General features: G+C 70.8%; 18 protein-coding genes and 2 pseudogenes. 6 read left to right on the top strand and 14 right to left on the bottom strand.

What is annotated here, in order from left to right:
• Positions 1 to 20: 20 nt before the first annotated feature.
• The 5 genes from istB to AAEM63_RS07685 all read right to left on the bottom strand — a co-directional run bounded on the left by istB (position 21) and on the right by AAEM63_RS07685 (position 5,747).
• A complete protein-coding gene (istB, locus tag AAEM63_RS07705) occupies positions 21 to 803 on the bottom strand; it encodes an IS21-like element helper ATPase IstB (RefSeq protein WP_341360960.1) in 783 nt (260 codons plus the stop codon).
• Entirely contained in the window at positions 800 to 2,347 is a 1,548-nt protein-coding gene (gene istA, locus AAEM63_RS07700) for an IS21 family transposase (RefSeq protein ID WP_341361335.1), read from the bottom strand. Before istA ends, istB begins: the two co-directional genes overlap by 4 nt.
• 756 nt (positions 2,348 to 3,103) lie before the next feature.
• The gene (locus tag AAEM63_RS07695) at positions 3,104 to 3,397 is read right to left on the bottom strand and encodes a hypothetical protein (RefSeq protein WP_341360959.1); all 294 of its coding nucleotides are present in this window, start codon (positions 3,395 to 3,397) and stop codon (positions 3,104 to 3,106) included.
• Positions 3,398 to 3,735: 338 nt separating this feature from the next.
• Positions 3,736 to 4,965: a heparan-alpha-glucosaminide N-acetyltransferase domain-containing protein gene (locus AAEM63_RS07690; RefSeq protein ID WP_341360958.1), complete on the bottom strand. Its 1,230-nt coding sequence runs from the start codon at positions 4,963 to 4,965 to the stop codon at positions 3,736 to 3,738.
• Positions 4,962 to 5,747: a ferric reductase-like transmembrane domain-containing protein gene (locus AAEM63_RS07685; RefSeq protein WP_341360957.1), complete on the bottom strand. Its 786-nt coding sequence runs from the start codon at positions 5,745 to 5,747 to the stop codon at positions 4,962 to 4,964. The genes AAEM63_RS07690 and AAEM63_RS07685 overlap by 4 nt, the downstream gene beginning before the upstream one ends.
• Before the next feature lie 942 nt (positions 5,748 to 6,689).
• Here AAEM63_RS07685 and AAEM63_RS07680 point away from each other — a divergent pair.
• The 4 genes from AAEM63_RS07680 to ccsB are packed head-to-tail and all read left to right on the top strand — an operon-like array spanning position 6,690 to position 10,383.
• Positions 6,690 to 7,163 carry a TlpA disulfide reductase family protein gene (locus AAEM63_RS07680; protein WP_341360956.1) on the top strand — a complete coding sequence of 158 codons (474 nt, stop codon included), beginning with the start codon at positions 6,690 to 6,692 and terminating at the stop codon, positions 7,161 to 7,163.
• 3 nt (positions 7,164 to 7,166) lie between these two features.
• Positions 7,167 to 7,658 carry a cytochrome c biogenesis protein CcdA gene (locus AAEM63_RS07675; protein WP_341360955.1) on the top strand — a complete coding sequence of 164 codons (492 nt, stop codon included), beginning with the start codon at positions 7,167 to 7,169 and terminating at the stop codon, positions 7,656 to 7,658.
• Between the two features lie 5 nt (positions 7,659 to 7,663).
• The gene (locus tag AAEM63_RS07670) at positions 7,664 to 9,400 is read left to right on the top strand and encodes a cytochrome c biogenesis protein ResB (protein WP_341360954.1); all 1,737 of its coding nucleotides are present in this window, start codon (positions 7,664 to 7,666) and stop codon (positions 9,398 to 9,400) included.
• The gene (gene ccsB / locus AAEM63_RS07665; RefSeq protein ID WP_341360953.1) at positions 9,400 to 10,383 is read left to right on the top strand and encodes a c-type cytochrome biogenesis protein CcsB; all 984 of its coding nucleotides are present in this window, start codon (positions 9,400 to 9,402) and stop codon (positions 10,381 to 10,383) included. Before AAEM63_RS07670 ends, ccsB begins: the two co-directional genes overlap by 1 nt.
• A 316-nt stretch (positions 10,384 to 10,699) precedes the next feature.
• On the opposite strand, the gene AAEM63_RS07660 is transcribed toward ccsB, so the two are convergent.
• The 5 genes from AAEM63_RS07660 to AAEM63_RS07640 form a co-directional block, all read right to left on the bottom strand.
• Positions 10,700 to 11,008 carry a hypothetical protein gene (locus tag AAEM63_RS07660; RefSeq protein ID WP_341360952.1) on the bottom strand — a complete coding sequence of 103 codons (309 nt, stop codon included), beginning with the start codon at positions 11,006 to 11,008 and terminating at the stop codon, positions 10,700 to 10,702.
• Positions 11,008 to 12,084 carry a cytochrome b N-terminal domain-containing protein gene (locus AAEM63_RS07655; RefSeq protein ID WP_341360951.1) on the bottom strand — a complete coding sequence of 359 codons (1,077 nt, stop codon included), beginning with the start codon at positions 12,082 to 12,084 and terminating at the stop codon, positions 11,008 to 11,010. The genes AAEM63_RS07660 and AAEM63_RS07655 overlap by 1 nt, the downstream gene beginning before the upstream one ends.
• Complete coding sequence (locus tag AAEM63_RS07650; RefSeq protein ID WP_341360950.1) at positions 12,084 to 12,800, bottom strand: hypothetical protein; 717 nt, start codon at positions 12,798 to 12,800, stop codon at positions 12,084 to 12,086. Before AAEM63_RS07650 ends, AAEM63_RS07655 begins: the two co-directional genes overlap by 1 nt.
• Before the next feature lie 221 nt (positions 12,801 to 13,021).
• Positions 13,022 to 13,594 carry a hypothetical protein gene (locus AAEM63_RS07645; protein WP_341360949.1) on the bottom strand — a complete coding sequence of 191 codons (573 nt, stop codon included), beginning with the start codon at positions 13,592 to 13,594 and terminating at the stop codon, positions 13,022 to 13,024.
• 14 nt (positions 13,595 to 13,608) lie between these two features.
• Positions 13,609 to 14,508, bottom strand: a complete 900-nt coding sequence (locus tag AAEM63_RS07640; RefSeq protein ID WP_341360948.1) for a hypothetical protein — start codon at positions 14,506 to 14,508, stop codon at positions 13,609 to 13,611.
• A 459-nt stretch (positions 14,509 to 14,967) separates the two neighbouring features.
• On the opposite strand from AAEM63_RS07640, the gene AAEM63_RS07635 reads away from it, so the two are divergent.
• Positions 14,968 to 15,189, top strand: coding sequence for a hypothetical protein (locus tag AAEM63_RS07635; protein ID WP_341360947.1), 222 nt, complete (start codon positions 14,968 to 14,970; stop codon positions 15,187 to 15,189).
• Positions 15,190 to 15,334: 145 nt separating this feature from the next.
• On the top strand, positions 15,335 to 15,481 hold the full coding sequence (locus AAEM63_RS07630; protein ID WP_341360946.1) for a hypothetical protein: 147 nt from the start codon (positions 15,335 to 15,337) through the stop codon (positions 15,479 to 15,481).
• A 560-nt stretch (positions 15,482 to 16,041) separates the two neighbouring features.
• On the opposite strand, the pseudogene AAEM63_RS07625 reads toward AAEM63_RS07630, so the two are convergent.
• From AAEM63_RS07625 to AAEM63_RS07610, 4 genes and pseudogenes are all read right to left on the bottom strand, one after another.
• Positions 16,042 to 16,443: pseudogene (locus AAEM63_RS07625) on the bottom strand (hypothetical protein); the annotation flags it as partial.
• Positions 16,444 to 16,470: 27 nt separating this feature from the next.
• A complete protein-coding gene (locus tag AAEM63_RS07620; RefSeq protein WP_341360945.1) occupies positions 16,471 to 17,178 on the bottom strand; it encodes a Na+/H+ antiporter NhaA in 708 nt (235 codons plus the stop codon).
• Positions 17,118 to 17,717: pseudogene (locus tag AAEM63_RS07615) on the bottom strand (Na+/H+ antiporter NhaA); the annotation flags it as partial. The pseudogene AAEM63_RS07615 and the gene AAEM63_RS07620, both read right to left, overlap by 61 nt.
• Positions 17,718 to 17,840: 123 nt before the next feature.
• Complete coding sequence (locus AAEM63_RS07610) at positions 17,841 to 21,047, bottom strand: beta-phosphoglucomutase family hydrolase (RefSeq protein ID WP_341360944.1); 3,207 nt, start codon at positions 21,045 to 21,047, stop codon at positions 17,841 to 17,843.
• Positions 21,048 to 21,059 lie beyond the last annotated feature (12 nt).

Genomic DNA, 21,059 nt, shown 5'->3' with positions numbered 1-21,059 from the left:
TCAGTTGATCTCCCTGGTTGTTAGTTCAAGGGGATCACCCCGCGTCCGGCGGTGGCTTCGCTGAGCCGGAGGGAGGTGCCCTCGGTGATGATGACGTGGGCGTGGTGGAGGAGCCGGTCGACGGCAGCGGTGGCGAGGGTTTTCGGCATGATCGTGTCGAATCCGGAGGGGTGGATGTTGCTCGTGACGGCCAGGCTGCGGCGTTCGTAGGTGGCGTCGACGAGGCGGTAGAAGGCTTCGGCGGCGGCTTGGCCGGAGGGCAGCATGCCGATGTCGTCAACGACGATGAGCTCGGCGCGGGTGATCTTGGCGATGACCTTGCTGATGGAGCCGTCGGCGCCGGCGCGGCCGATGGCGGTGGTGAGGGACTCCAGGGTGAACCAGGAGACCCGCATGCCGGCGTCGATGACCTTGTGGGCCAGGGCCTCGACGAAGTGGGTCTTCCCGGTTCCCGAGGGCCCGGAGATGGCGAGGTTCTCGGCTCGGTGGACCCACTCCAGGGCGGCGAGGGCGGACTGGGTCGGGACCGGGATGGAGGAGTCGGCCTCGCGCCAGGAGGCGAAGGTCTTCCCGGCTGGGAGGCCGGCGGCCTTGCGGCGCATGGCCCGGGTGGCCTCGTCGCGGCCGCGGACCTCTTCGGCGAGCAGGACGCGCAGGACCTCGGTGGGGTCCCAGCGTTGGGCTTTCGCCGTTGCCAGGACGTCGGGGGCGGCGGCGCGCAGGTAGGGCAGGCGCATGCGCCGCAGGACCGCGGTGAGGTCCTCGGGCAGCGGCGGTGCCGGCATCGTGGTGGTGGGGTTCATCGGGTGGTCTCCTTGCTGGTGCCGAAGTTGGCCCAGGCGGCGGTGCCGGGCTGGGCGGAGTGGGTCTCGTCGGCGATGACGAGGTCCGCGGACGTCGCGCCGCTCGCTTGGTGCTCGACGATCGCGGGCAGGTCGCCCTCACCGAACCTGCCGGCGGTGGCCGCGACGCCCAGGGCGGCGTCGACGGTCTCGGTGCCGACCAGGGCGGCGAGCTCGACGGCGGCGGCCATCTTCGCCCGGATCCGCACGGTCCCGGCCGCGGAGGCCTCCACCAGCCAGGAGTGCGCGCCGTCGCCCAGGGCGAGGAAGTCCCGCTCCGCGGCGCTACGCGCCCTCGGCCGCGGCGTCCGTGGCGCCCCGTCGGGGTCCTGCGGGTGACCGGGGTAGTGGCCCAGGTCGATACGCGGGTTCCCCGGGGTGGAGAGCCGGTGCCGGGCGACCTCGACGAGCCCGCGCCGGTCCCCGGCCCAGTCCGGCACGACGGGGAGGGCGTCCAGGTCGGCGACGATGACCAGCTCGGTCCCGGCGACGCGGACCCAGACCTCGGCGCCGACCAGGCCCGGCGGGGTGGAGTACCGCACCGACCCGAACCGCACCGTCTGATCGGTGTTCACGCTCCTGGTCTGGCCCAACGCCATCGTGTGTGGTGCGGCCGGCAGGACATGCAGCCGGGCACGTTCCTCCACCAGCGCCTCGGCCGGGACCCGCGCGGACTCGCGGTGCTTGCGGCTGTTGACCTTGGCGCAGAACTCCTCGCAGGCCGCCTCGAGCTCGGCGAAGGAGGCATAGGCCTCGCGCAGGTTCGCCTCCGTCGGGACCAGGTCGGCCTTGGCGATCTTGACCGTGGCCTCGGTCCCACCCTTGGACTCCGGGTCGTACGGCACGCACGTGTGAACCTGGGTGCCGTAGTGGCGGGCGACCTGAACGATCTGCGGATGACGCACCGGTACTCCGGCGACGTGGTCGACGCTGACCGTCTTGGGGTTGTCGGTCAGCACGTAGGTCGGCACCCCACCGAGACGGCGCAGCGTGGCGTCCAGGCACGCGATCAGGCTCGGCAGGCTCTGGTCCCATACCGGGATCACCACCCGGAACCTCGACCAGGCCAGCCAGGCGCAGAACAGCAACGTCCGCCGCAGCGTCCCGTCCGGGCCCGGCACCCTGGGGCCCTCGCCCCAGTCGAACTGCAACCACAGCCCCGGCTCGGTGATCCAGGGCCGGTACGTGCGGCGGTGCCCGGCCCGCCACGCCGCCTTGGCGCGTGCGACCGCGCGCCGGGTGGTCCGCTCGGTCCCGGTGAACCCCAGGGCGACGAGGCGGGAGTGGATCACGTCCGCGCGGACCTTGCCGTTGCCGCGCTCGACCCACTCCTCGATCTTGGGCATGTACCCGTCGATCATCCGTGGCCGCCGACCCGGCCCCGTCACCGGACGGCCCGAATCCCGGGCGGCGACGTAGCGCCGCACCGTCTTGGGATCGACCCCGGCCAACCGCGCGGCCGAGTGCGCACTCTCCGTGGCGTCGAACGCCTCGAGAATCTCCATGATTTCCCTGTCAGACTTCTTCACGCGTCCCTCCGGTGGAACCTGCTCGTGGTGGTCGAAGACCTCGAGCAAATCCCCGGAGGGACGCCTACGTCGGGACCGACACGACTCGGTCCATGGCCACAGACAGGGAGATCAGCTGTCCGTCAACAGGGAAGTACGTGTCCGCCTACAGGGAGGTTGGCATGTCCGCTTGCACCGAGCATGCGTCATGCGGACGGAGGAATCCGGGCATCCACCCCGACGGGCGCCCTGCTGCCCGGGAAGCAGAAGACCGAGATGTCGATCAAGAGCGCTCCCGCCACGCCGTAAAGCCGGTATCGCCGTCGCCGCCGCGGTGATGTGGATGGCGGGCGTCTCAGGTGCGACGATCCTGCCACTCGCCCTCTTCGGCGCCATGGTCGTGATGCACCTCGACGGCCACGGCGCGGGCAGCGGAGCCTCCGGCGGCACCGACCGGCCGCGCCAACACCACCGAACGGACGCCGCCCCCCAGGGCCGACCCCGGCTACCACTGACCCCCTGGCACTGGTCGTCGCCGTCGTCGTCGTCGAGGACCCCACCACAACCGGGGCTCGAGTCGAGCGGGTGAGCCAGCCCGACCGCCGCGCCCGGTCCCGGCGGCCGCCGTCGCCCCGCAGCTCTCCGGCGGCAAACAACAGCGCGTCGCCGTCGCCAGGTCCTCACCCGGGAGGGCCTGCCTTCCGCCGGCCGACCTTCGACCGTGCGGCCTCGGTCGGTGGCAGCCCCGAGCGGCTACGGCCGCCCGGCGGCCATGGCGGTCCTCAGTGCGGTGAGGATGATCTTCTCGAGTCGGAGCCCGTACTCGCCGGTGAAGTCCGCGTACCTGCCGTCGAGCATGACCGAGAGGTCTGTCGCCGGCCGGAGCGGCTCGACGACCGCCCGGTCCTCGTCAGTGCATTGCTCCATTGCGACGACCACGATCGGGAAGCGCCCAGCAAGAGACGCCGATGGCGCCTGAAGGTCGGCGCAGAGCTCCTCGGGCGCCTCGACCACCGTCACCTCAAGTGCCTTGCCCGATGCCGTCACGTGTCCACCCCCTCCGACCTCCGGTGCGACCCACCATGGCATCACGGGAGAAACGACCGATCACGCTCCGGTCAATTGATGATGAAGAATCTCGCCGGCCGTCCAGGTCTGAGCCTGCACTTCCTGCCACAACCCTGTGCGAGACCCGGTTCGACGAGCCGGTTCGGGCAGCCAGGAGTTCCACCGTGCCGGTGTGAACCGCACCGGCCGCCCGAACGAGTCGTGATACCGAGCACTCGGCGCCGCCGCACTGCCACCAACCCGACAAGGCGCCTGGACCAGACCGATTGCGCGGAACCCCGGCTTGACACGCAGCCCAGGTGGTGGACGTGCTGAAGTCAGCGCGGCGGGGCGGACGAGCGGTAACCAGCGCTCGCGCCCCCACGCGCGGCGGCACTCATGACGGACGCGACGTTCTCGAGCGGACCTCGGCGACCGGTGAGTTGCCACGCCAGCGCCAGTAGGACGGCAACGACGACGCTCACCGCCCAGAGGGCCGTCGGAGACGTTGTCGTCGCGCTGGTCACGCCGCGGATGACCGCGAGACTGGTGACGTGCAGCGTGTAGAGGGTCAGCGTCATCGACCCGGCGGCCGCGACGGGAAGCACCAGCCACCGCCACCGGGCGCGCAGGCCCGTGACGAGCACGAGGCAGCCTCCGATCACGGCCACGGCCGTCCCCGTCGTGTGGAGCAGGTCCAGGGGAACGGCGGAGTGCGGCGTCGACACCGCAAGCCACCACCACGACGAGGTCGGCGTCGTCCCGTACATTCCCGTCTGAAGGATCGTGCCGAGCTCACGACCGGCGAGCGCCGACGATCGCGGCACGGTCAGCCGATCCAGGCCACCCGCCGGTCCGAGGAGCACTGCCGAGACAAGTTTGGCAGCCACGGCGAGCAAAACGCCGATGACCAGCAGCCAAAGTCCTATTGCCGTCCGCCGGAGCGGCAGGCGACCCAACGCCATCCCGACGAGGACGTACCCAGTCCACTGCAGCACCGGGTAGTAGCCCGTGAGGAGGATCGTGAGAACAAGTTGTCCCGGGTCGGCCAGGGAGGCCAGCGACGGACTCGCTCCCGGACCGGCGGGCATGTCCTGACGCAGCAGATGGCCAACGACCGGGCTCAGCACCATCCACGCAGTTGCCGTCAGCAGGAGTGGCCGGGCACCCATACCGATGAACAACGCTCCGATCGCGAAGAGTACCGCGTAGTGCACCAGGATGATCGCGACACCGGAGCCCAGAGAGCCGAGGAACAGACCCACCGCAGCGACAACCGCAGCCCGTCCAAGGATCCCTCGGCGTGCCCCAAACTCCGGCGGCGCGTCCTTCTCCCCCTTCAGGGCCAGGATCAGCGACAACCCTGCCAACACGGCGAAGAGGGCAGAGGCCCGCCCTGCGAACAGCCGGTAAGCCCACGTAACCGCCCCGTCCGGCGCGAGGGACGGCATGACATGGACCGACATCATGCCGATCAAGGCGATGCCGCGCGCCACGTCCACGCCGAGGAGCCGCCGCCGATCCAACAGCCGGCTCCTCGCCGCGACCGGAACCGGGGTGACGGTCACCTCCTCCTGTCCATCCGGGCCGGGCCAGCCGCGCGGGCTCGGCTGCGACGGATGGTTCGAGTGAACGCCGCCCACTTGAGAACCAGCACCATCGCGGCGAGCACGAGCATGGGAAACCGGAACCAGTTCTCGGCCGGGACAGCACGGTGGAAGGACGCGGTGTAGTGCATGAACAAGAAGTATCCCGCGTGTAGCACGACGAGGTAGAACACGACGTGGGACCCTCCGTGCAGCCACTTCCATCCGCGTGGGCCCAGCCAGCGCACGGCCCGGTCGGACGACGTCGCGAGCAGCACCAGCAGCCAGCCGGCCGCAACTAGTCCGATTAGGTTCGCCAGGCCAAACCCGGGCTCCAGACGGACTTCCCGCCCCAGCTCAGGGACGAACTCGTAGCCCAGAAACCGCCGCACGCTCCACCTCGCCCAGCCGTCGATCGTGAGCAGCGAGTGCGCGAACGCCGCCAGCGCTGCCCACACGCCGACCTGTCGCCGCCAGGACAGCGCTCGAGCAGCGACCGCCGACAGCCGCGCCGCCGGCCCCATCGCCAGGGAGGCGAAGAGCAGGACGACCGCTGCATCACCGAGGGCCCGCCACAGCCTCATGTCCGGCGTCCACTCCATTCTGCTGCGCCAGAAGGCGAAGACGAGCACCAGCGTCGCGACGGCGAGCACGCTGTGACGGACCGATGCCGATCGCCACGCCGCGGCCGCCTGAGGTGAGTCGCGCAGTGTCGGGCCGGCGTCCGGATCGACAACGTTGCGGCGGACGTGCTCAGTGGACATCGGGCGTCTCCCGGGGCTCGTCGGCGCTGTGTGGACGTCGTGCGGCGACGGTTCGAACCAACGGTTCACGCCCCACTATGTGTCACGATAAGGGAAGCAGGCGGGAGGCGGTGAAGTCGACCCGTAAATCCCGTGGCTCGCACCTGTGAGACGACTCGGCCGGCCGACAGAGCCCCGTCGAGTGGTGCGGATGGAGGTTGTGGCGCGGCTTCGGTGAGCCACCGGCGAGACACCCGATGTGTCCCATCCGTGAGTGTGTTCATGTCGCGATGCGGGAACTGATCGAGGCCACGGCCGCGGTCGGCGCCGGCCGGTACGCGCGGACCGGGTCCCGGGCCACCGAGCTCACGGCTCACGTTCGTGGGTGTCGACCACGCACGCCGGCGACATCCGCGTAAAGTCAGCAGGACTTTATACCCATACTGGGTATGGCGATGAAGGCGTTGCCCGCGCATGGTGGACCTTCCCGCGCGTGGTAGGACCTTGCCCGACTCGTGGTGACGGGCAGGGAGAGAACCAGAACCCGGATGCCCAGCTCCCCTCAGGGTCCGACAGGGTCTGCGTCTGGCGCCTCGATTTCCGCTCGGGCTCATCAAGATTCAATGAAGATTAGGTCGCGTGAGGGGCGTCGTTGGAGTTTTTTGGTTCCACCAGAGACGATGGTCCCGTCTTCGGCATGTCCGGCCGAGTCTTGGTATCCACCCATGGCAGGCAGGCAGGCAAAGCCCCACGGGGTCGACCGTTACCGAGAGTTGTGAAGTGTCTGCAGTGAACCCAGTCGTCAGCCGCAGTTCGTCCCACCGCTGGCGTCCCCGGCCGGCACGCTTGCGCACACGTAGAAACCTCGCAGTAGCCATCTCTGCGGTCCTGGCCCTGCTGCTCAGCGCCTGCGCGCCTGGCGGTTCGACAGTCGCCGCGTCCGACAGCGCAGGCGGTGGCTATGTGGCCGGAGATGGCACCTTCGCCACCTGGGCCCCGGAGGAGCGCGCCGCGCCCATCTCCCTGGTGGGCACCACCTACGCCGGGGACGAGCTGGACCTGGCCGACTGGCGTGGTGACGTGGTGGTGGTGAATTTCTGGTACGCCGCATGTCCGCCGTGCCGTGCCGAGGCACCAGATCTGAGGGCCATCTACGAGGACTACTCCCCCGACGGCGTGGAGATGCTCGGCGTGAACCCCCGCGACGATGTAGGAACGGCGCAGGCGTTCGAGCGCACCTTCGAAGTCCCCTACCCTTCGCTGAACGACGCCGACGCCCGCGGGGTGGCTGCCTTCGAAGGCCTCGTCCCCCTCCAGGCGATGCCCACGACGGTAGTCATGGACCGCCAGGGGCGTGTGTCCGCCCGCATGCTGGGCCAGGTCGACCCGACCATCCTCAGAGGCCTGATCGACGACGCCCTGGCCGAGGAGATCTGACCTATGGACTGGGACCAGATCGCCAACCTCTTTCAGTCGACCGTGCTCACCGGACCGATGCTCGCCGCCCTGCCCGTGGCCGGGGTCGCCGGAGCCATCTCCTTCGCCTCCCCGTGCGTGCTCCCCCTGCTTCCCGGTTATGTCGGCTACCTCGGTGGCATGGTCGGCGCTCAAGGAGATTCCGAACGTGACCGTCGATCATGGGTCGGCAACGGGCGGATGCTCACCGGTGTGGTGCTCTTCGTGGCGGGCTTCACCGCCGTCTTCGTGCTGCTCGGCGTGGTGTTCGCCTGGGCAGGAATAGTTCTCGCCGCCTGGATGGACGCGATCGTGCGCGCGATGGGCGTACTCGTCATCCTCATGGGGCTGGCCTTCATGGGACGTCTGGGCGGGGCCTTGCTCGTCGCGCTCGGGCTGGCCATGGTCACCGGGCTGTGGGGCCTGCTCTCGGGATACCTGCAGGGCATGGTCGCCGACTTCGAGACGGTGGTGTGAGCGCCTTGAGGACCGCCACTGAGGTCGATGCGACGAACCTGAGCTCCAAGGCTGGGCAGGGGGAAGATGGCCCCGAGGTGGGGACGGGCCGGGCGCAGTCGCCCGCGCTGGGTGTGACCGGCTGGCTCCGGTGGATGTGGCGCCAGCTGACCAGCATGCGGGTCGCGATCCTGCTGCTGCTGCTGCTGGCCGTGGTCGCACTGCCGGGGTCGTTGTTTCCCCAGCGGCCGCAGGACCCTGCACGGGTGGATGAGTACTTCTCCGCCTACCCGCGCCTTGCTCCTTGGCTCGAGCGGGTCGGATTCTTCGACGTGTACGGCTCGCCGTGGTTCGCCGCGGTGTACCTGTTGCTGTTCATCTCACTGATCGGGTGCATCGTGCCGCGCGTCCGGGTCCACTGGCGGGCGCTGCACGCGCGGCCGCCGCGGGTGCCCCGCAGCTTCCAGCGGTTCCCGGTGCGGGAGGAGCTCGCGGTCACCGAGTCCCGCCCGGCGGTGGAGGCGAACCTCATGGCCGCCCTGAAGGGGCGTTACCGTGCGGCGGTCACGACCGAGGGCATCACCGCCGAGCGGGGGTACCTGCGCGAGAGCGGCAACCTCGTCTTCCACCTCTCCCTCATCGGAGTCCTCCTCTCTCTCGCGGCCGGCCAGCTCTACAGCTACCGCGGGCAGTTCATCGTCGTGGAGGGGGAGTCCTTCGCCAACTCCGTGCTCGACTACGACACCTTCGAACCGGGCACCTTCTTCGACCCCGACTCCCTCGCGCCCTTCACGTTCACGTTGGAGGAGTTCGCGTCGGAGTTCACCCCCGATGCCCTCGCGCGTGACTTCGCCGCGACCGTGCGCGTGAGCGAGCCGGACGGATCGACCCGCCGAGAGGTCATCAAGGTCAACGACCCGATGGACGCCGGCGGGGCGAACCTCTACCTGATGGGCAACGGCTTCGCCCCCGACATCACCGTGCGCGACGGTGCGGGACAGGTCGCCTTCTCCGGGCCGGTCCCGTTCCTGCCCCAGGACTCCGTCTACACCTCCCGCGGTGTCGTGAAGGTGCCCGACGTCAGCGTCGGTGAGCAGCTCGGGCTCACCGGCGCCTTCCTGCCCACCGCCATGATGGCTGAGGACGGCTCGGGGGTGTACTCCGCCCACCCCGAGCCCAACGCCCCACTGATGGCCCTGACCCTCTGGGCCGGTGATCTCGGCCTGGACGACGGTGTGCCCCAGAACGTCTACGTCCTGGACACCGACGACATGCGCCAGATCTACGAAGAGGCCCCGGACGGCTCCCCCGGCTCCGCCGAGGAGGGCCAACAGCCGGTGACCCTCTTCCTCTCCCCGGGTGAGAGCGTGGAGCTGCCCGAGGGACTCGGGACCGTGACGTTCGGCTCCCTCCCGCGCTTCGTCGGCCTCGACCTGCGCTACGACCCCACCCTGCCCTACCTGCTGGGCTCCTCCGTCTTCGCCTTGCTCGGCCTGTTCGCCTCCCTGTTCGTCCCCCGCCGACGCCTGTGGGTCAAACTCACCGACACCCCCAGCGGAGGGGGCACCGTCGTCTCCGGGGCGGCCCTGGCCCGCGGGGACGACCCCGGCCTAGCCCGCGACCTCGCACGCGTGCTCCGGAGCGCCGGTTCCCCCGTCGCCCCGCCGCGCCGGACGACGACGGAAACGCACGACGCAGACGGCACCACCGGACCAACGACAACGGCACCCGCCGACCCCGACCCAGCCCGGAAAGGACACTGATGCCCGAGACCGCCCTGGGCCAGATCAGCCTCGTACTCATCTACGGAGCGATGGCCGCCTACACCGTCGGCTTCACCGCCTTCGCCATCGACCTCTCCGGACTGCGCGGCCGCGGTCCGCACCGCGATCGCCGTCGCGCGGTCGGCATCGCGATGACCACCACCTGGCTCGGCTTCGCCCTGCACCTGCTCGGTGTCATCACCCGGTCCGTCGCCGCCGCGCGCGTGCCGTGGGCGAACATGTACGAGTTCTCCATCCTCTCCTCCCTCGTCGCGATGGTCATCTTCCTCGCCCTGCAACGCGGCCGGGACATGCGCTTCCTCGGCACCTTCGTCCTCGGCCCCGTGCTCCTCATGCTCGGTGTCGCCGTCTCCGTCCTCTACGTCCGCGCCGACGGCCTCCAACCGGCCCTGCAGACCTACTGGCTCATCATCCATGTCTCCATAGCCACCCTCGCCGTCGGCGTCTTCACCATCGCCGCGACCCTCTCGACACTCCAGCTCGTCCAGGAACGCGCCGAGCAGCGCCAGTCCCGTACAGCCATCCCGCACCCACCCCCCTTTCCGGCGCCTCGGCCGGACGGTGCGGCGGCGACCACCACGCTGGCCCAGGAACGAGCGCGGACAAAGCCGCACGGTCTGTGGGGGCACCTGCTCGACGTCGCGCCCTCCTCGGCCGAGCTCGAACGCCTCGCCTTCCGGCTCAACGCAGTCGGCTTCATGATGTGGACCTTCACCCTCGTCGCGGGTGCGATCTGGGCCGAGTACGCCTGGGGCCGCCCCTGGGGCTGGGACGCCAAGGAGGTGTGGTCCTTCGTCATCTGGGTCATCTACGCCGCGTACCTGCACGCTCGCGCTACCCGCGGGTGGGAAGGACGCCGGGCCGCGTACCTCTCCATCGCCGGGTTCGTCGCCATCCTGGCCAACTACTTCCTCGTCAACCTCGTCTTCAACAGCCTCCACTCCTACAGCGGCATCGGATAACGCTCGAGCCATCATCGAGCCACACCGCCGCATCGCCCGTTTCTTCCGCGACAAAGACAACAACTGACTGAGAATGATCATGGTCGGCGGAGGACTCACCCACCCGCAACCCCGGTGAGCCAAGGGCAAACGCGACGGTCGCTCACGGGCCGAGGCGGACGGGCTGGCGCGCGACCACCCGGCTGAGCGCTCTACTTCTGCTGCGGGCACTGCGCTGAGATGTTCGACGCGGATCCGGCGGCGTGCACCACCGTGGCGTACAGGCTCGCCCTGGGTCCAGGAACCCGGGGCGAGCCTTCTACCGTTGCGGGCCCTTCTATCGTTCCCGCCGTGGTCCCGCTGGGTCGTCCCGCGAGGGCCCACCAGCGGTGGTCGCGCTCCTGTGCCGCCGGAACCAGCGCGGCACGCGGACCGGTCCCTCGAGCGCCGCCCAGATCCGGGTCGCCTGCACTAGCGCAGCCAGCACGACCACCGAGCCGAGCAGGAAGGCCGTCCCTACGGCAGGGGAGGACGGGGCATCGATCGACCGGTAGACGACCCCCATGCCCAGGACGGCGATGACGAGGAGCGACCAGAACCACCGTCGGGCACGGCGCCGCGCGGCGCTGACGGCCACGGAGGCCATCAGTGGCCCTGGGCGTTGTTGATCCACACGTACACGCTGACCACGAGCATGAACAGCGCCAACAACCCGAATAGCGTGACGGCCAGCTTCCGCTGGCGCCAGCCACGTTCTGGGCTCCGGTCCAGGAACGGGACCAAGAACAGTGCGAAGAAGACGACACCCATGATGATGCCCACCGAGCTGACGCCGAACCACTGCTCGAAGGGGAAGAACCACCAGAACATCCATAGCGGCCGGGTGGTCTCGATTCCCTCCACCGGGGTGGGTCCGATGATCGGCGGCAGCAGCACCGACAACGCCGTGAGGATCCCGAGCAGCACCAGACCGTAGGCGCCGGCCCTCTTGAGGTGCTCGGTGAACGGCGCCGGCTCCTCCAGCGTGGTGGGCAGGATGTCCGGATGCGGCGAGATCTTGTGACGCTTGACCAGCAGCGCGTGGATGACGAACAGCGCCAGGATGAGGCCGGGGATGATGACGGCGTGCCCGGTGTACAGGCGCAGCACGAGGGGCACCTCCGGTGCCAGCTCACCCGTGAACCAGATGCCCAGACCGCCGATCAGCTCGGCGACGTCCAGGTTGTGCGTCAGGGCCTCGAAGCCCTCTTGGTCCCACTTGAGAACCGTGCCGGTGAATACCGCGAGGAAGGTCAGCAGCAGCATGGCCGCACCGACGATCCAGTTGCCCTCGCGGGGACGCTTGAAGGAGCCGGTGAAGAAGACGCGCAGCATGTGCACCAGCGCCAGGATGTACATCGCCTGCGCCGCCCAGTAGTGCAACCCACGGGCGAAGGCGCCGAGTGGGGCCTGCGTCATGATCGTGCGGACCGACTGGTTGGCGACCTCGGGCATGGGGTTGTACCACTGCGCGATGTAGATGCCCGAGACCAGCAGGAGGAAGAAGGAGATGGCCGTCAGCGCCCCCATGCTCCAGGCCAGGTTGTTCGCGTGCTCGGGCACGTCGTACGCCAGCGCCTTGAGTCCCATCCGCTCGTCCACCGCGTCGATGACGCGACGCCACCGTGTGGGACGCCGGCCCGCCGCCTGCGACGAGGTGTGCCCTTCCGTGCGCGCGCTCATCACGCCACCCCCTTCCGAGCGCCGCGTGCCCGCAGCTGCCGCAGGCTGTGATGCGGGCGCCACAGCCGTGCCAGATACAGGCCCAGCCCGGCGGAGGCGGCGGCGAGCACGAGCAGCACGATGTCGCCTCCGTCACTGATTCCGCGGGCGGGCGTGAGGTCGTCGAGCACAACGGTCGTGCCGGTCATCAGGCCCCCGGTCATGGCCACCGGGGAGGGCTCGTTCAGCGCCGGTGCCGCCTGCAGCAGGATCTGCCGGCTCTGCGCGAGCGACTCCTCCCGGGCCGCGCCGGGTGCGGCCTCCTCCACCACGGTCGCGGCCTGCTGCACGAGCGCCAGGTCGACACCGGACGGATCAGGCGCCTCGAGGGCGTCCTCCATCTTCTCCAGCGCCCGGTCCGCACCGCCCCTGTTGGCGATCAGGGAGATCGCCTGCTGCACGAGGTCGACCGCGAACTCGCTCTCCTCCTCGTCGGGGTTCGCCCAGGCGGGCGGCCCCCAGAGGGTGAGGGCGAAGACGACAGCCACGGCGAGGAGCGCGGAGATCCGGCCCACCGGGCGACCGTCCTCCGTGACGCCCACGTCACCGCTGCTGAAGTGTGCCTCCTCGACGTCGTGCTCCGGCAGCGACGCGAGCGCTGCGCGGCTGACCTCGGGCAGCGGGGTTGTCGGATCCTCCGGTTCGTCGTCGCGGCGCCAGTGGTTGAGGTCCATCATGGTTCGCGTCCCTTCTTGGTCCGTATCCGCTTCTCTCGATGCCCGGAGTTGATCAAGCATCAGTCAACGCCGCTCCTGATACTCGATCCACCGTCGCGACGATGAAGTTTCGGCCAAGTCCTCTCGTCCAGGCGTCTTCCCGGGGTGGTGGTCGCCCGTGGGCCTTGAGCGGCCTGTGGGCCGGCCAGTGCCGCCTGCCCCGGGTCAGGCCGGGCCGCGGCTCATCCCGACCCGGTCTTGGGGCGGGCGCCGGACGACGCCCCGGGCGGGCGAGGTTGAGCGCGGCGGCCAGCAGGGAGAAGTCGGCGGCGACCTCCTCGGGGCGTAGCCGATCGCGTGCAGGTCCACGACGTCGGGGTTCTCCCGGTCGGCGCCGCGGCGCCGACCGGGGACCCGTAGGCAGCGAGCGCTGGCACCGTCATCTCCTCGGCACGGATCATGGGGAGGGCGGCGACGGCGTCGGCAGCCCGGACAGCCTCGATGCCCGTCGCGGCGTGGTCCACCTCCGCGACGAGACCGATGAGGTGACGCTCCTGGGCCGCCATGGCGGCACCGACAAGGTCGGTGCGTGGAGCGGCCGGCGTGTCCCCGAAGACGATCTGCTCGGCGGCGACCTGAGGCAGGATCTGGTCACACAGGACCGGCATGAGCGCTCGCTGAGCGAGCTCGTGCGTCTCGCGGGCACCGACGGCTGCCAGGAGCGCATCCGTGAGCCTGATCAGCTCGCTCTCGACAGCGGCGTCATGGGCTTGCACCGACGCCGTGCCGGGGTCGGTGCCGATGGTGGTTGTCATCCTGGCTCCAGTGTCTACTGCGCGACGAAGGGGTCCATGGACTGGCGGACGAGGGACGATCCCGCTGACCGAGAAGGCCGCGCCTCGTCGGCCGGGCCCCCCGCGTCGACAAGCACCGGCTGACTGCCGAAACCGTGATGTATCAGCAACAAGTCAACGCCCAATTCGTGCTTGTCCGGTGTGGCGACGACGAAGTTCCGACGAAGCCTCGGCCCACCGCTGAGCCGGCAGATGCCCGCAAGAACCCCGGGACGCCGGTCGTCCGGAAGGAGCTCGACGCCACCGTCCGGCAGCTCCTGGCCGAGGGCCAGGTCTTCCGCATCGACCACTTCCTCGGCAAGCAGGCCGTGCAGTCCATCTACGCCCTCCGCTTCGCGAACCGGCTCTTCGGGTCCCAGTGGGACGCCCGGAGCATCGAGCAGGTCCAGATCGACGTCCCCGAGGCGCTCGACGTCGCCGATCGAGCCGCCTTCTATGAGGCAACCGGTGTCGCCCTGGACATGCTGGTCACGCACCTGTTCCACGTCGCCAGCCAGGCCGCGATGGACCCGCCGGCCGACTTGCGCGACCCGCAGGCGATCGTGGCTGCCCGGGACGCCGTCATGAGCCGCTTTCGCCCCCTCGATCCTGCCCGGGACGTCGTGCTGGGCCAGTTCGACGGGTACACCGACATCGACGGCGTCCCGTCGGACTCCACTCAGGACACCTTCGTCGCGGCCCGGCTGTGGATCGACATGGACCGGTGGCGAGGTGTGCCCTTCGTCCTCCGCACAGGCAAGCGCATGGCGCTCAAGGCGCAACGGATCACCCTGGTGATGCGCTGCGCCGGAGGGCCCGCTCGCCGGCGAGGCGCCAGCCCCGGACACCATCGAGATCGACTTCAGTGGCCCGGGGCACATCAGCGTCGGCGTCACCGTCCAGACTCCTGGGCCGGACCCGGAGCTGCCCCTGGGCCGCGCAGGCCTTGCGCTCCGGTGACGTGCCGGGCGGTGAGCCGATCTCCGCCTACGCCTCCTTGCTCTACGACGTGCTCGCAGGCGATCACACCTTGTTCACCACCTCGCACAGCTTGCGCTCGGCCTTCACCGCGTTCGCGCCGCTGCAGGGGCCGGACCGTCCACTCCCCCTCCCCTATCCGCCGGGGTCGTGGGGCCCGCCGGAGGCCCAGCGGCTCACGGCACCGCACCCGTGGATGCTCGAGCCGAGCGGCGACGCGACTGCTTGACCGCTCCCGCGGTGAGCTCAGGGCGAGCCTGACGAAATGACGTCTTTTCGGTGGACTGTCGACGAACGTTCGTGACTCGGGCCCCCGCCTCGGGAGAGGATCGAGGGAGCGCACCGGTACGCGGCGCGCCAAGCAGCCGGAGGACGACATGATCAACCGCAAGCAGCTGTGGCTCTACGCGGGTGTCGTGGTCCTCGGCGTGGTCCTGTGGACGGCCGGCGTGTCCACGACAACGATCGTCACCCTCGCGCTCGTGGCGCTCATGATGGTCATGCACCTCGGCGGGCACACTCACGGACAGGGCGGAGTCCAGCGCCCCGACACCACCGCCCGCACCGGTCGGCAGCCGGGCGGAGGACACCAGCACTGACCCCGGTTTGCCAGAGGGTCGGACCCCTTTTCGCAGGAGCCCGAGGCGCCGGTGCCCGTGCCAGGGCGGGCCGGCCCCCAGCCCGGGTACGGCCGACGGGCTCCACCCCGGATTTCGGCCCGAGCTCGGCGTAGACCTGGGTGAGTTGGAGCTGCCCGTCTTCACGAGCCGTCCGACGCTCGCCGGCACGACCGCCTACGCCCCCGGTCACATCGACCAGGACAACGAGCTCGGCGTCGGCCCGCAGACCGACACCCCGATCAGGCGCGCGATCGTGCCCAACGGCGGCTGACGGATGGTTGAGGCCTCGCTGGCGACGTACTGCCAGGAGGTCGAGCGCCGCCGAAATCCCGCGGACGAGGCGCCATGACATGGCGCATTCCTCGGCCCGCGTTCCATCTGGTGCAGGCCGTCTGGTGGAGCCACGATGCGTTGCCGCCCGCGCGCCTCGGTGAACGTGCCGCCGTCGGGGCAGATGACCCAGGCGTCGCCCCCGTCCAGGCCCCGGGCCGACTCGTGGATGTGCTGCGTCGACTCTGCGATCGTCCCTGCTCCTCGGTAGTGAACTGTGCTGGGGGTCGAAGCGGTTGACCAGCACGTCGATGGCGGGGTGCCGCTGCGAGCTGTCCTTGAGTCCGCGGCCGACGTCGATCCGCAACCGCCCGGGAGCATCGAGGACAGGGCGGTCCCCAGGAAGGATGCGGCACAGCCACCGGGAGGGCAGCGCCATCATTCCGCCGCCGCACGGCCGCGGGCACAGGACGACCGGGGCGGAGCGGTGGTCATCGCCCTCGGACGTCATCTCCGCGGCCGGAGCCCGGCGACGCCCGGACGCCGAGCAGGCGGTGGATCTCAGCGCCCATGGCCGGGACGTCGTGACGGCCGCGGTAGCGATGACCGTGGAGGACGTGGGGGTCCTGGCTGCCCGGAGGCGTAGGCGCTGTCGATGTCGCGTTCGACGCGCAGAGTGTGACGCCGCTCGAACAGGTCGCTGGTGAACCGCTCGACGTCCAGCCCCGGACCGGCGGCCCGCACGGTGATGTCCTGGCGACTCAGGCCTCCATCGCTCCTGTAGAGCGTCTCGAGCATCGGCCGGAACCGCCCCTGCGCGGCGGCGGCCTCGCTGGCCTCAGCGGCGAGCTGGGCGTGGGGGTGGATCTCCGGCAGCGGCAGATGGCGGAAGACCACGGCCAGCTCCGCACCGATCTCCCGGCGCGGTCGGCTCACCACCTCGTGGGCGTGGCGGCAGTGCGGACACTCGACGTCGCCCTCACACCAGGGTCACGGGTGCGTCCGGGTCGCCGAGGATGTGGGTCGACCTCGGGGTCGACGCGGTCCGCCAGGTCGGTGATCGGCGCGGCGATCCGCCCCGGCCGTGCGCGCCCGGCCCGGCAGCCGGGTCAGCACCCGGAAGACCACCCAGGCCAGGGCGGCGGCCAGGAGCGAGGCGGCGAGGATGCCTGCCTTGGCCTCCTCCAGGGCCTCGCCGGTGAAGCTGACGCCGGCGATCAGGAGCGAGACGGTGAACCCGATCCCTCCCAGGGTGGAGGTGCCTACAAGCTGTGCCCACGGCAGGGGCAGCGGCAGGCCGCCCCTGTATGCCGCCGCCCAGGTGGCCCCCACGATCCCGACCACCTTGCCCGCTACCAGTCCCGGCACGATCCCGATCGTGATCGGTGACGTTGCCGCACGAGCGAGCACGCCGGCGTCGAGCGCGAGCCCGGCGGTCGCCAGGGCGAAGAGCGGGACGACGAGGTAGCTGGTCCAGGAGTGGAAGAGGTGCTGGTAACGCTCGTTGGAAGAGACGGAGCGATGACGGAACAGCTGGTGCGGCGGACCAGCGCGGGCGTCGGATTCACGCGGAAGACGCGCCAGCGGGCGCCGGCCTGGCGCAGTCCCTCCTGCCTGGGTGGGTAGGCGGTGGCCATCAGTCCCAGGGCCACGCCGGCGACGGTGGCGTGCACCCCCGAGGCCAGCGTGGCTCCCCACACCCCGACGCCCAGGAGCGCGTAGGGAGCGCCCCGGGTGACGCCTGCCGCGCGGAGCAGCGCCGCCGCCGCGAACAGGGCGACGGCCACCAGCAGCGCCGCCCAGGAGACGTCATCGGTGTAGGCCAGCGCGACGACGGTCAGGGCGACGGCGTCGTCGACGACGACGAGGGTCAGGGGGAAGGTCCGCACCCGTGCGGACGCGCCGCGCACCAGGACGAGCACGCCCAGGGCGAAGGCCGTGTCGGTACCCATGACGATGCCCCACCCCGCCGCCGAGGGCTGCCCGGCGTTGAGGGCGAGGTACAGCAGGACGGGCACGGTCATCCCGCCCAGGGCGGCCAGCACCGGAGCGGCGACCCGGCGGCGTTCGCGCAGCTCGCCCATGTCGAGCTCGCGACGGATCTTCAGGCCGGCGACGAAGAAGAACAGCGCCATGAGCCCCTGGTTGCCCCATTCACGCAGTTCGAGTGAGACGTGGCCGTCGGCGAGCCGGATGCCGAGCTCGGTGCCCCACAGCGCCTCGTAGCCCCCAGCCCAGGGCGAGTTGGCTCACACCAGAGCCGCCGTGGTGGCCACGAGCATCAGCAGGGCGCTGCTGTGCTCGGCCGCCACGAATCGTCCCAGCGCGCCGACACGGCCGGGGGGCGGGGGGTGATCTCCTCAGTCGTCGCGCTCATCGCCGCCACATTCGTGGTCGTACGGGGTGAACAGCATCTCCCCAGCCGCCGAGACGGCCTCCGTCCGGCCACCCAACCGCACCCGCACCCGGGGGTTGGCGGCGCACGGGTCAGCGGACACGGTCAGCGAGTAGTGGTCGAGGCTGATCCGCAGCCGCTGGCCACGGTGCACGAGGGAGAACCGGGCCCGTCGGAGACCGACCGGGAGGTTCGGGTCGAGGGCGACAGTGTCCCCCTCGGTGTGCTGCCCCGCGAAGGCGCGGGTGACGATGTCGATGGTGCCCGCCATGGCCCCGAGGTGGATCCCCTCACTGGTGGTCCCTCCCTGGGTGTCGTCGAGGTCGGCGGCCAGGGCGTCGCGGAAGGTCTGCCAGGCGCGGGCCGGGTCCATGCGGGCCAGCACGGACGCGTGTACCACCCGGCTGAGGGTGGACCCGTGAGCCGTGCGGGCCAGGTAGTAGTCGACGGTCCGGGCCAGCAGCTCCCGGTCGGCCGGGTAGCCCAGCCGCTCGAGGGTGCTGAGGACGCCGTCGGGGCCCAGGAGGTAGACGAGCATGAGGACGTCGGCCTGCTTGGCCAGCCGGTACCGGTTGGTGGTGTCGCCCTCCGCCTCGAGGACGAGGTCCAGGCGCCCGATGTTGCCATACGTGCGTCGGTAGTGGGCCCAGTCCAGCTCCGCCAGGGCTCCGTAGCCGTCGAACTGGCTGAGGACGCCGTCGTGGAAGGGCACCGCCAGGCGGCGGCCGAGGCGTTGCCACAGGGCCGGCTCCTCGGGACGGACGCCCAGCCGCGCATAGACCTCGTCGCACTCGTGCCCGTCGGTCACGCGCAACACCTCGGCCGCGCGGGCGCACACCCAGGCGGCGAGCACGTTGGTGTAGGCGTTGTCCCGCAGCCCCTGGCCCGGCGCACCGGGATAGCCGTCGTGGTATTCGTCCGGTCCCATCACCCCCACGATGTGGAACCGGTCCTCGGCGCCGTCGTAGGTGGCCAGGGACGCGAAGAACCGGGCAACCTCGATGATCAGGTCGGCTCCGCGGTGGGCCAGCCACGCCACGTCCCCGGTGGTCTGGTAGTACTGCCAGGCGTTGTACGCCACGGCCAGGCCGACGTGCCGCTGCCGGCGGGAGTTGTCCGGCATCCAGCGCCCCGAGCGGGTGTTGAAGAGCATGCTCGGGGTTTCCTCGCGCCCGTCGCTGCCGCTCTGCCAGGGGAACATCGCCCCTTCCCGTCCCGCCTCGGCCGCCGCCCGCCGCGCCATGTCCAGGCGCCGGTACCGGTACTCCAGCATCGCCCGGCTCACCCAGGGCAGGTGGGCGGTGAGCGCCGGCAGGACGAATAACTCGTCCCAGAACACGTGGCCGCGGTACCCCTCGCCGTGCAGTCCGCGTGCCGGGACGCCGGCGTCGACGTCCGCGGTGTGCGCCGAGACCGACTGGAGCAGGTGGAAGACGTGCAGGTTCAGCACCAACTGGGTCTGGCGGTCCGCGTCCAGCTCGATGGCGAAGCGGTCCCACAGCCGCGCCCAGGCTGCCTCGTGCGCGGGCAGCAGGTCGGCGAGCCCGCCGGCGGCCCGCTCCAGCTCCCCGACGGCGGCCAGCGGTGGGGAGGCGATGGCGTGGTCCTTGGAGGTGAACACGGCGACGGTCTTGGTGATCGTCACCGGCCTGCCCGCCTGGAGCGTCAGGTCGAAATGCAGGACGTGGCGGTCCCCGCGGTGCTCGTGCACCGGCGGGGCGGCGTCGGTCCCGGTGACCGTGGTGCGGGCGGCGGTCGCGATGCGCACCTGGCTCTGGGTGGTCTCCACCTCCACCATGAGGGTGTTCTCGTCGACGTCGTCCACCGCGACGGTTTGCAGGTGCCGGTCCGCCAGCGCGCGGTACTCCGCGACGTTGCGGTTGCGCACGCCGGCATCGATTCCGGACGCCACGTCGACGGCACCGTCCCAGCCCTCGGCCTCGAGCGTCGTCTCGAGGCAGGCCAGGTGGGGCCGCGCCATGGACACGACGCGGCGCTGCGTCAGGCGCAGGCGGCGCCCGGCGCCGTCGGTGAGGACCGCCGTGCGGGTGAGCACCCCGCGGCGCAGGTCCAGCTCCCGGCGTTCGTCGGCGGCGGTGAGCCCCCCGGCCGACCACCACCCTCCGCCACCGATGCGCAGGTCCAGCAGCAGCCAGTTGGGGGCGTTGACCAGGTGCTCGTCCTCCACGTCGCGCCCGTGGACGGTCGAGGTCAGCCGGTTGTACACGCCGGCCAGGTAGGTCCCGGGGTAGTGGACCCCGTCCGCCGCCCGCTCCGGGGCCGCGCCGCGGGTGCCGAGGTAGCCGTTGCCCAGCGTGGTCAGCGCCTCCCGGTGCGGCTCGTGGGCCGGGTCGAACCCCTCGTAGACCAGCGTCCACGGGTCGGTGCGCAGGGAGCCGAGGTCCAGCTCGGAGACGTCGGCGACGACGACGTCGGCCCCGGCCTCCTCGAGAGCCTGACGCTGCCCCACCCGGTCCACCCCGACCACGAGGCCGAAGCCACCGCTACGGGCGCCCTGCACCCCGGCGATGGCGTCCTCGACCACCGCCGCCCGGCCCGGATCGACCCCCAGCAGCTCGGCGGCGCGCAGGAACATGGCGGGCTCGGGCTTGCCGGGCAGCCCCATCTCGTGTGCCTCCCGGCCGTCCACGACGACGTCGAAGACCCCGCCGAGGCCCGCCGCCGTGAGCAGCTCCTGGGCATTGCGGCTGGCGGTGACCAGGCCCACCGGCACCCCACCTGCCCGGAGGCGGCGCAGCAGGTCCACGGTGCCGGGAAAGACCCGCAGGCCCTGCTCGGCGAGCAGATCCAGATACATCGCGTTCTTGCGCGCCGCGAGGCCGCGCACCGACCAGGCGTCAGCCCCGTCGTCGGCGCCGCCAGTCGGCAGGTCGATGCCGCGGGCGGCCAGGAAGGCGGCCACGCCGTCCTCCCGGGAGCGTCCGTCGACGTAGAGCCGGTAGTCCTCGGTGATGTCGAACGGGGCGTACGGTCCGCCGCTCAGCCGCGGGTCGGCCAGCACGTCGTCGAACAGGCGCTTCCAGGCGGCCGCGTGCACGGCCGCCGTGTCCGTCACCACCCCGTCCATGTCGAAGATCACCGCCTCCTGTGGCGGGACCGCCCCGGTGGGGGCGGGTGCCGGGGTCGGGCCGGCGTGACCGGTACGCGTCATGGGTCTCCTCCA

Origin of the sequence: Georgenia sp. M64 (assembly GCF_038049925.1) — a bacterium.
Classification (GTDB): Bacteria; Actinomycetota; Actinomycetes; order Actinomycetales; family Actinomycetaceae; genus Georgenia.
This window is presented reverse-complemented; position numbering and strand designations above follow the sequence as displayed.

What these genes read in the sequence shown, in the direction of transcription:
- istB (WP_341360960.1), bottom strand. Translation starts at nt 803, where the DNA reads ATGAACCCCACCACCACGATGCCGGCACCGCCGCTGCCCGAGGACCTC.
- istA (WP_341361335.1), bottom strand. Translation starts at nt 2,347, where the DNA reads ATGGAGATTCTCGAGGCGTTCGACGCCACGGAGAGTGCGCACTCGGCC.
- AAEM63_RS07685 (WP_341360957.1), bottom strand. Translation starts at nt 5,747, where the DNA reads ATGTCCACTGAGCACGTCCGCCGCAACGTTGTCGATCCGGACGCCGGC.
- AAEM63_RS07675 (WP_341360955.1), top strand. Translation starts at nt 7,167, where the DNA reads ATGGACTGGGACCAGATCGCCAACCTCTTTCAGTCGACCGTGCTCACC.
- ccsB (WP_341360953.1), top strand. Translation starts at nt 9,400, where the DNA reads ATGCCCGAGACCGCCCTGGGCCAGATCAGCCTCGTACTCATCTACGGA.
- AAEM63_RS07660 (WP_341360952.1), bottom strand. Translation starts at nt 11,008, where the DNA reads ATGGCCTCCGTGGCCGTCAGCGCCGCGCGGCGCCGTGCCCGACGGTGG.
- AAEM63_RS07655 (WP_341360951.1), bottom strand. Translation starts at nt 12,084, where the DNA reads ATGAGCGCGCGCACGGAAGGGCACACCTCGTCGCAGGCGGCGGGCCGG.
- AAEM63_RS07650 (WP_341360950.1), bottom strand. Translation starts at nt 12,800, where the DNA reads ATGATGGACCTCAACCACTGGCGCCGCGACGACGAACCGGAGGATCCG.
- AAEM63_RS07645 (WP_341360949.1), bottom strand. Translation starts at nt 13,594, where the DNA reads ATGACAACCACCATCGGCACCGACCCCGGCACGGCGTCGGTGCAAGCC.
- AAEM63_RS07635 (WP_341360947.1), top strand. Translation starts at nt 14,968, where the DNA reads ATGATCAACCGCAAGCAGCTGTGGCTCTACGCGGGTGTCGTGGTCCTC.
- AAEM63_RS07610 (WP_341360944.1), bottom strand. Translation starts at nt 21,047, where the DNA reads ATGACGCGTACCGGTCACGCCGGCCCGACCCCGGCACCCGCCCCCACC.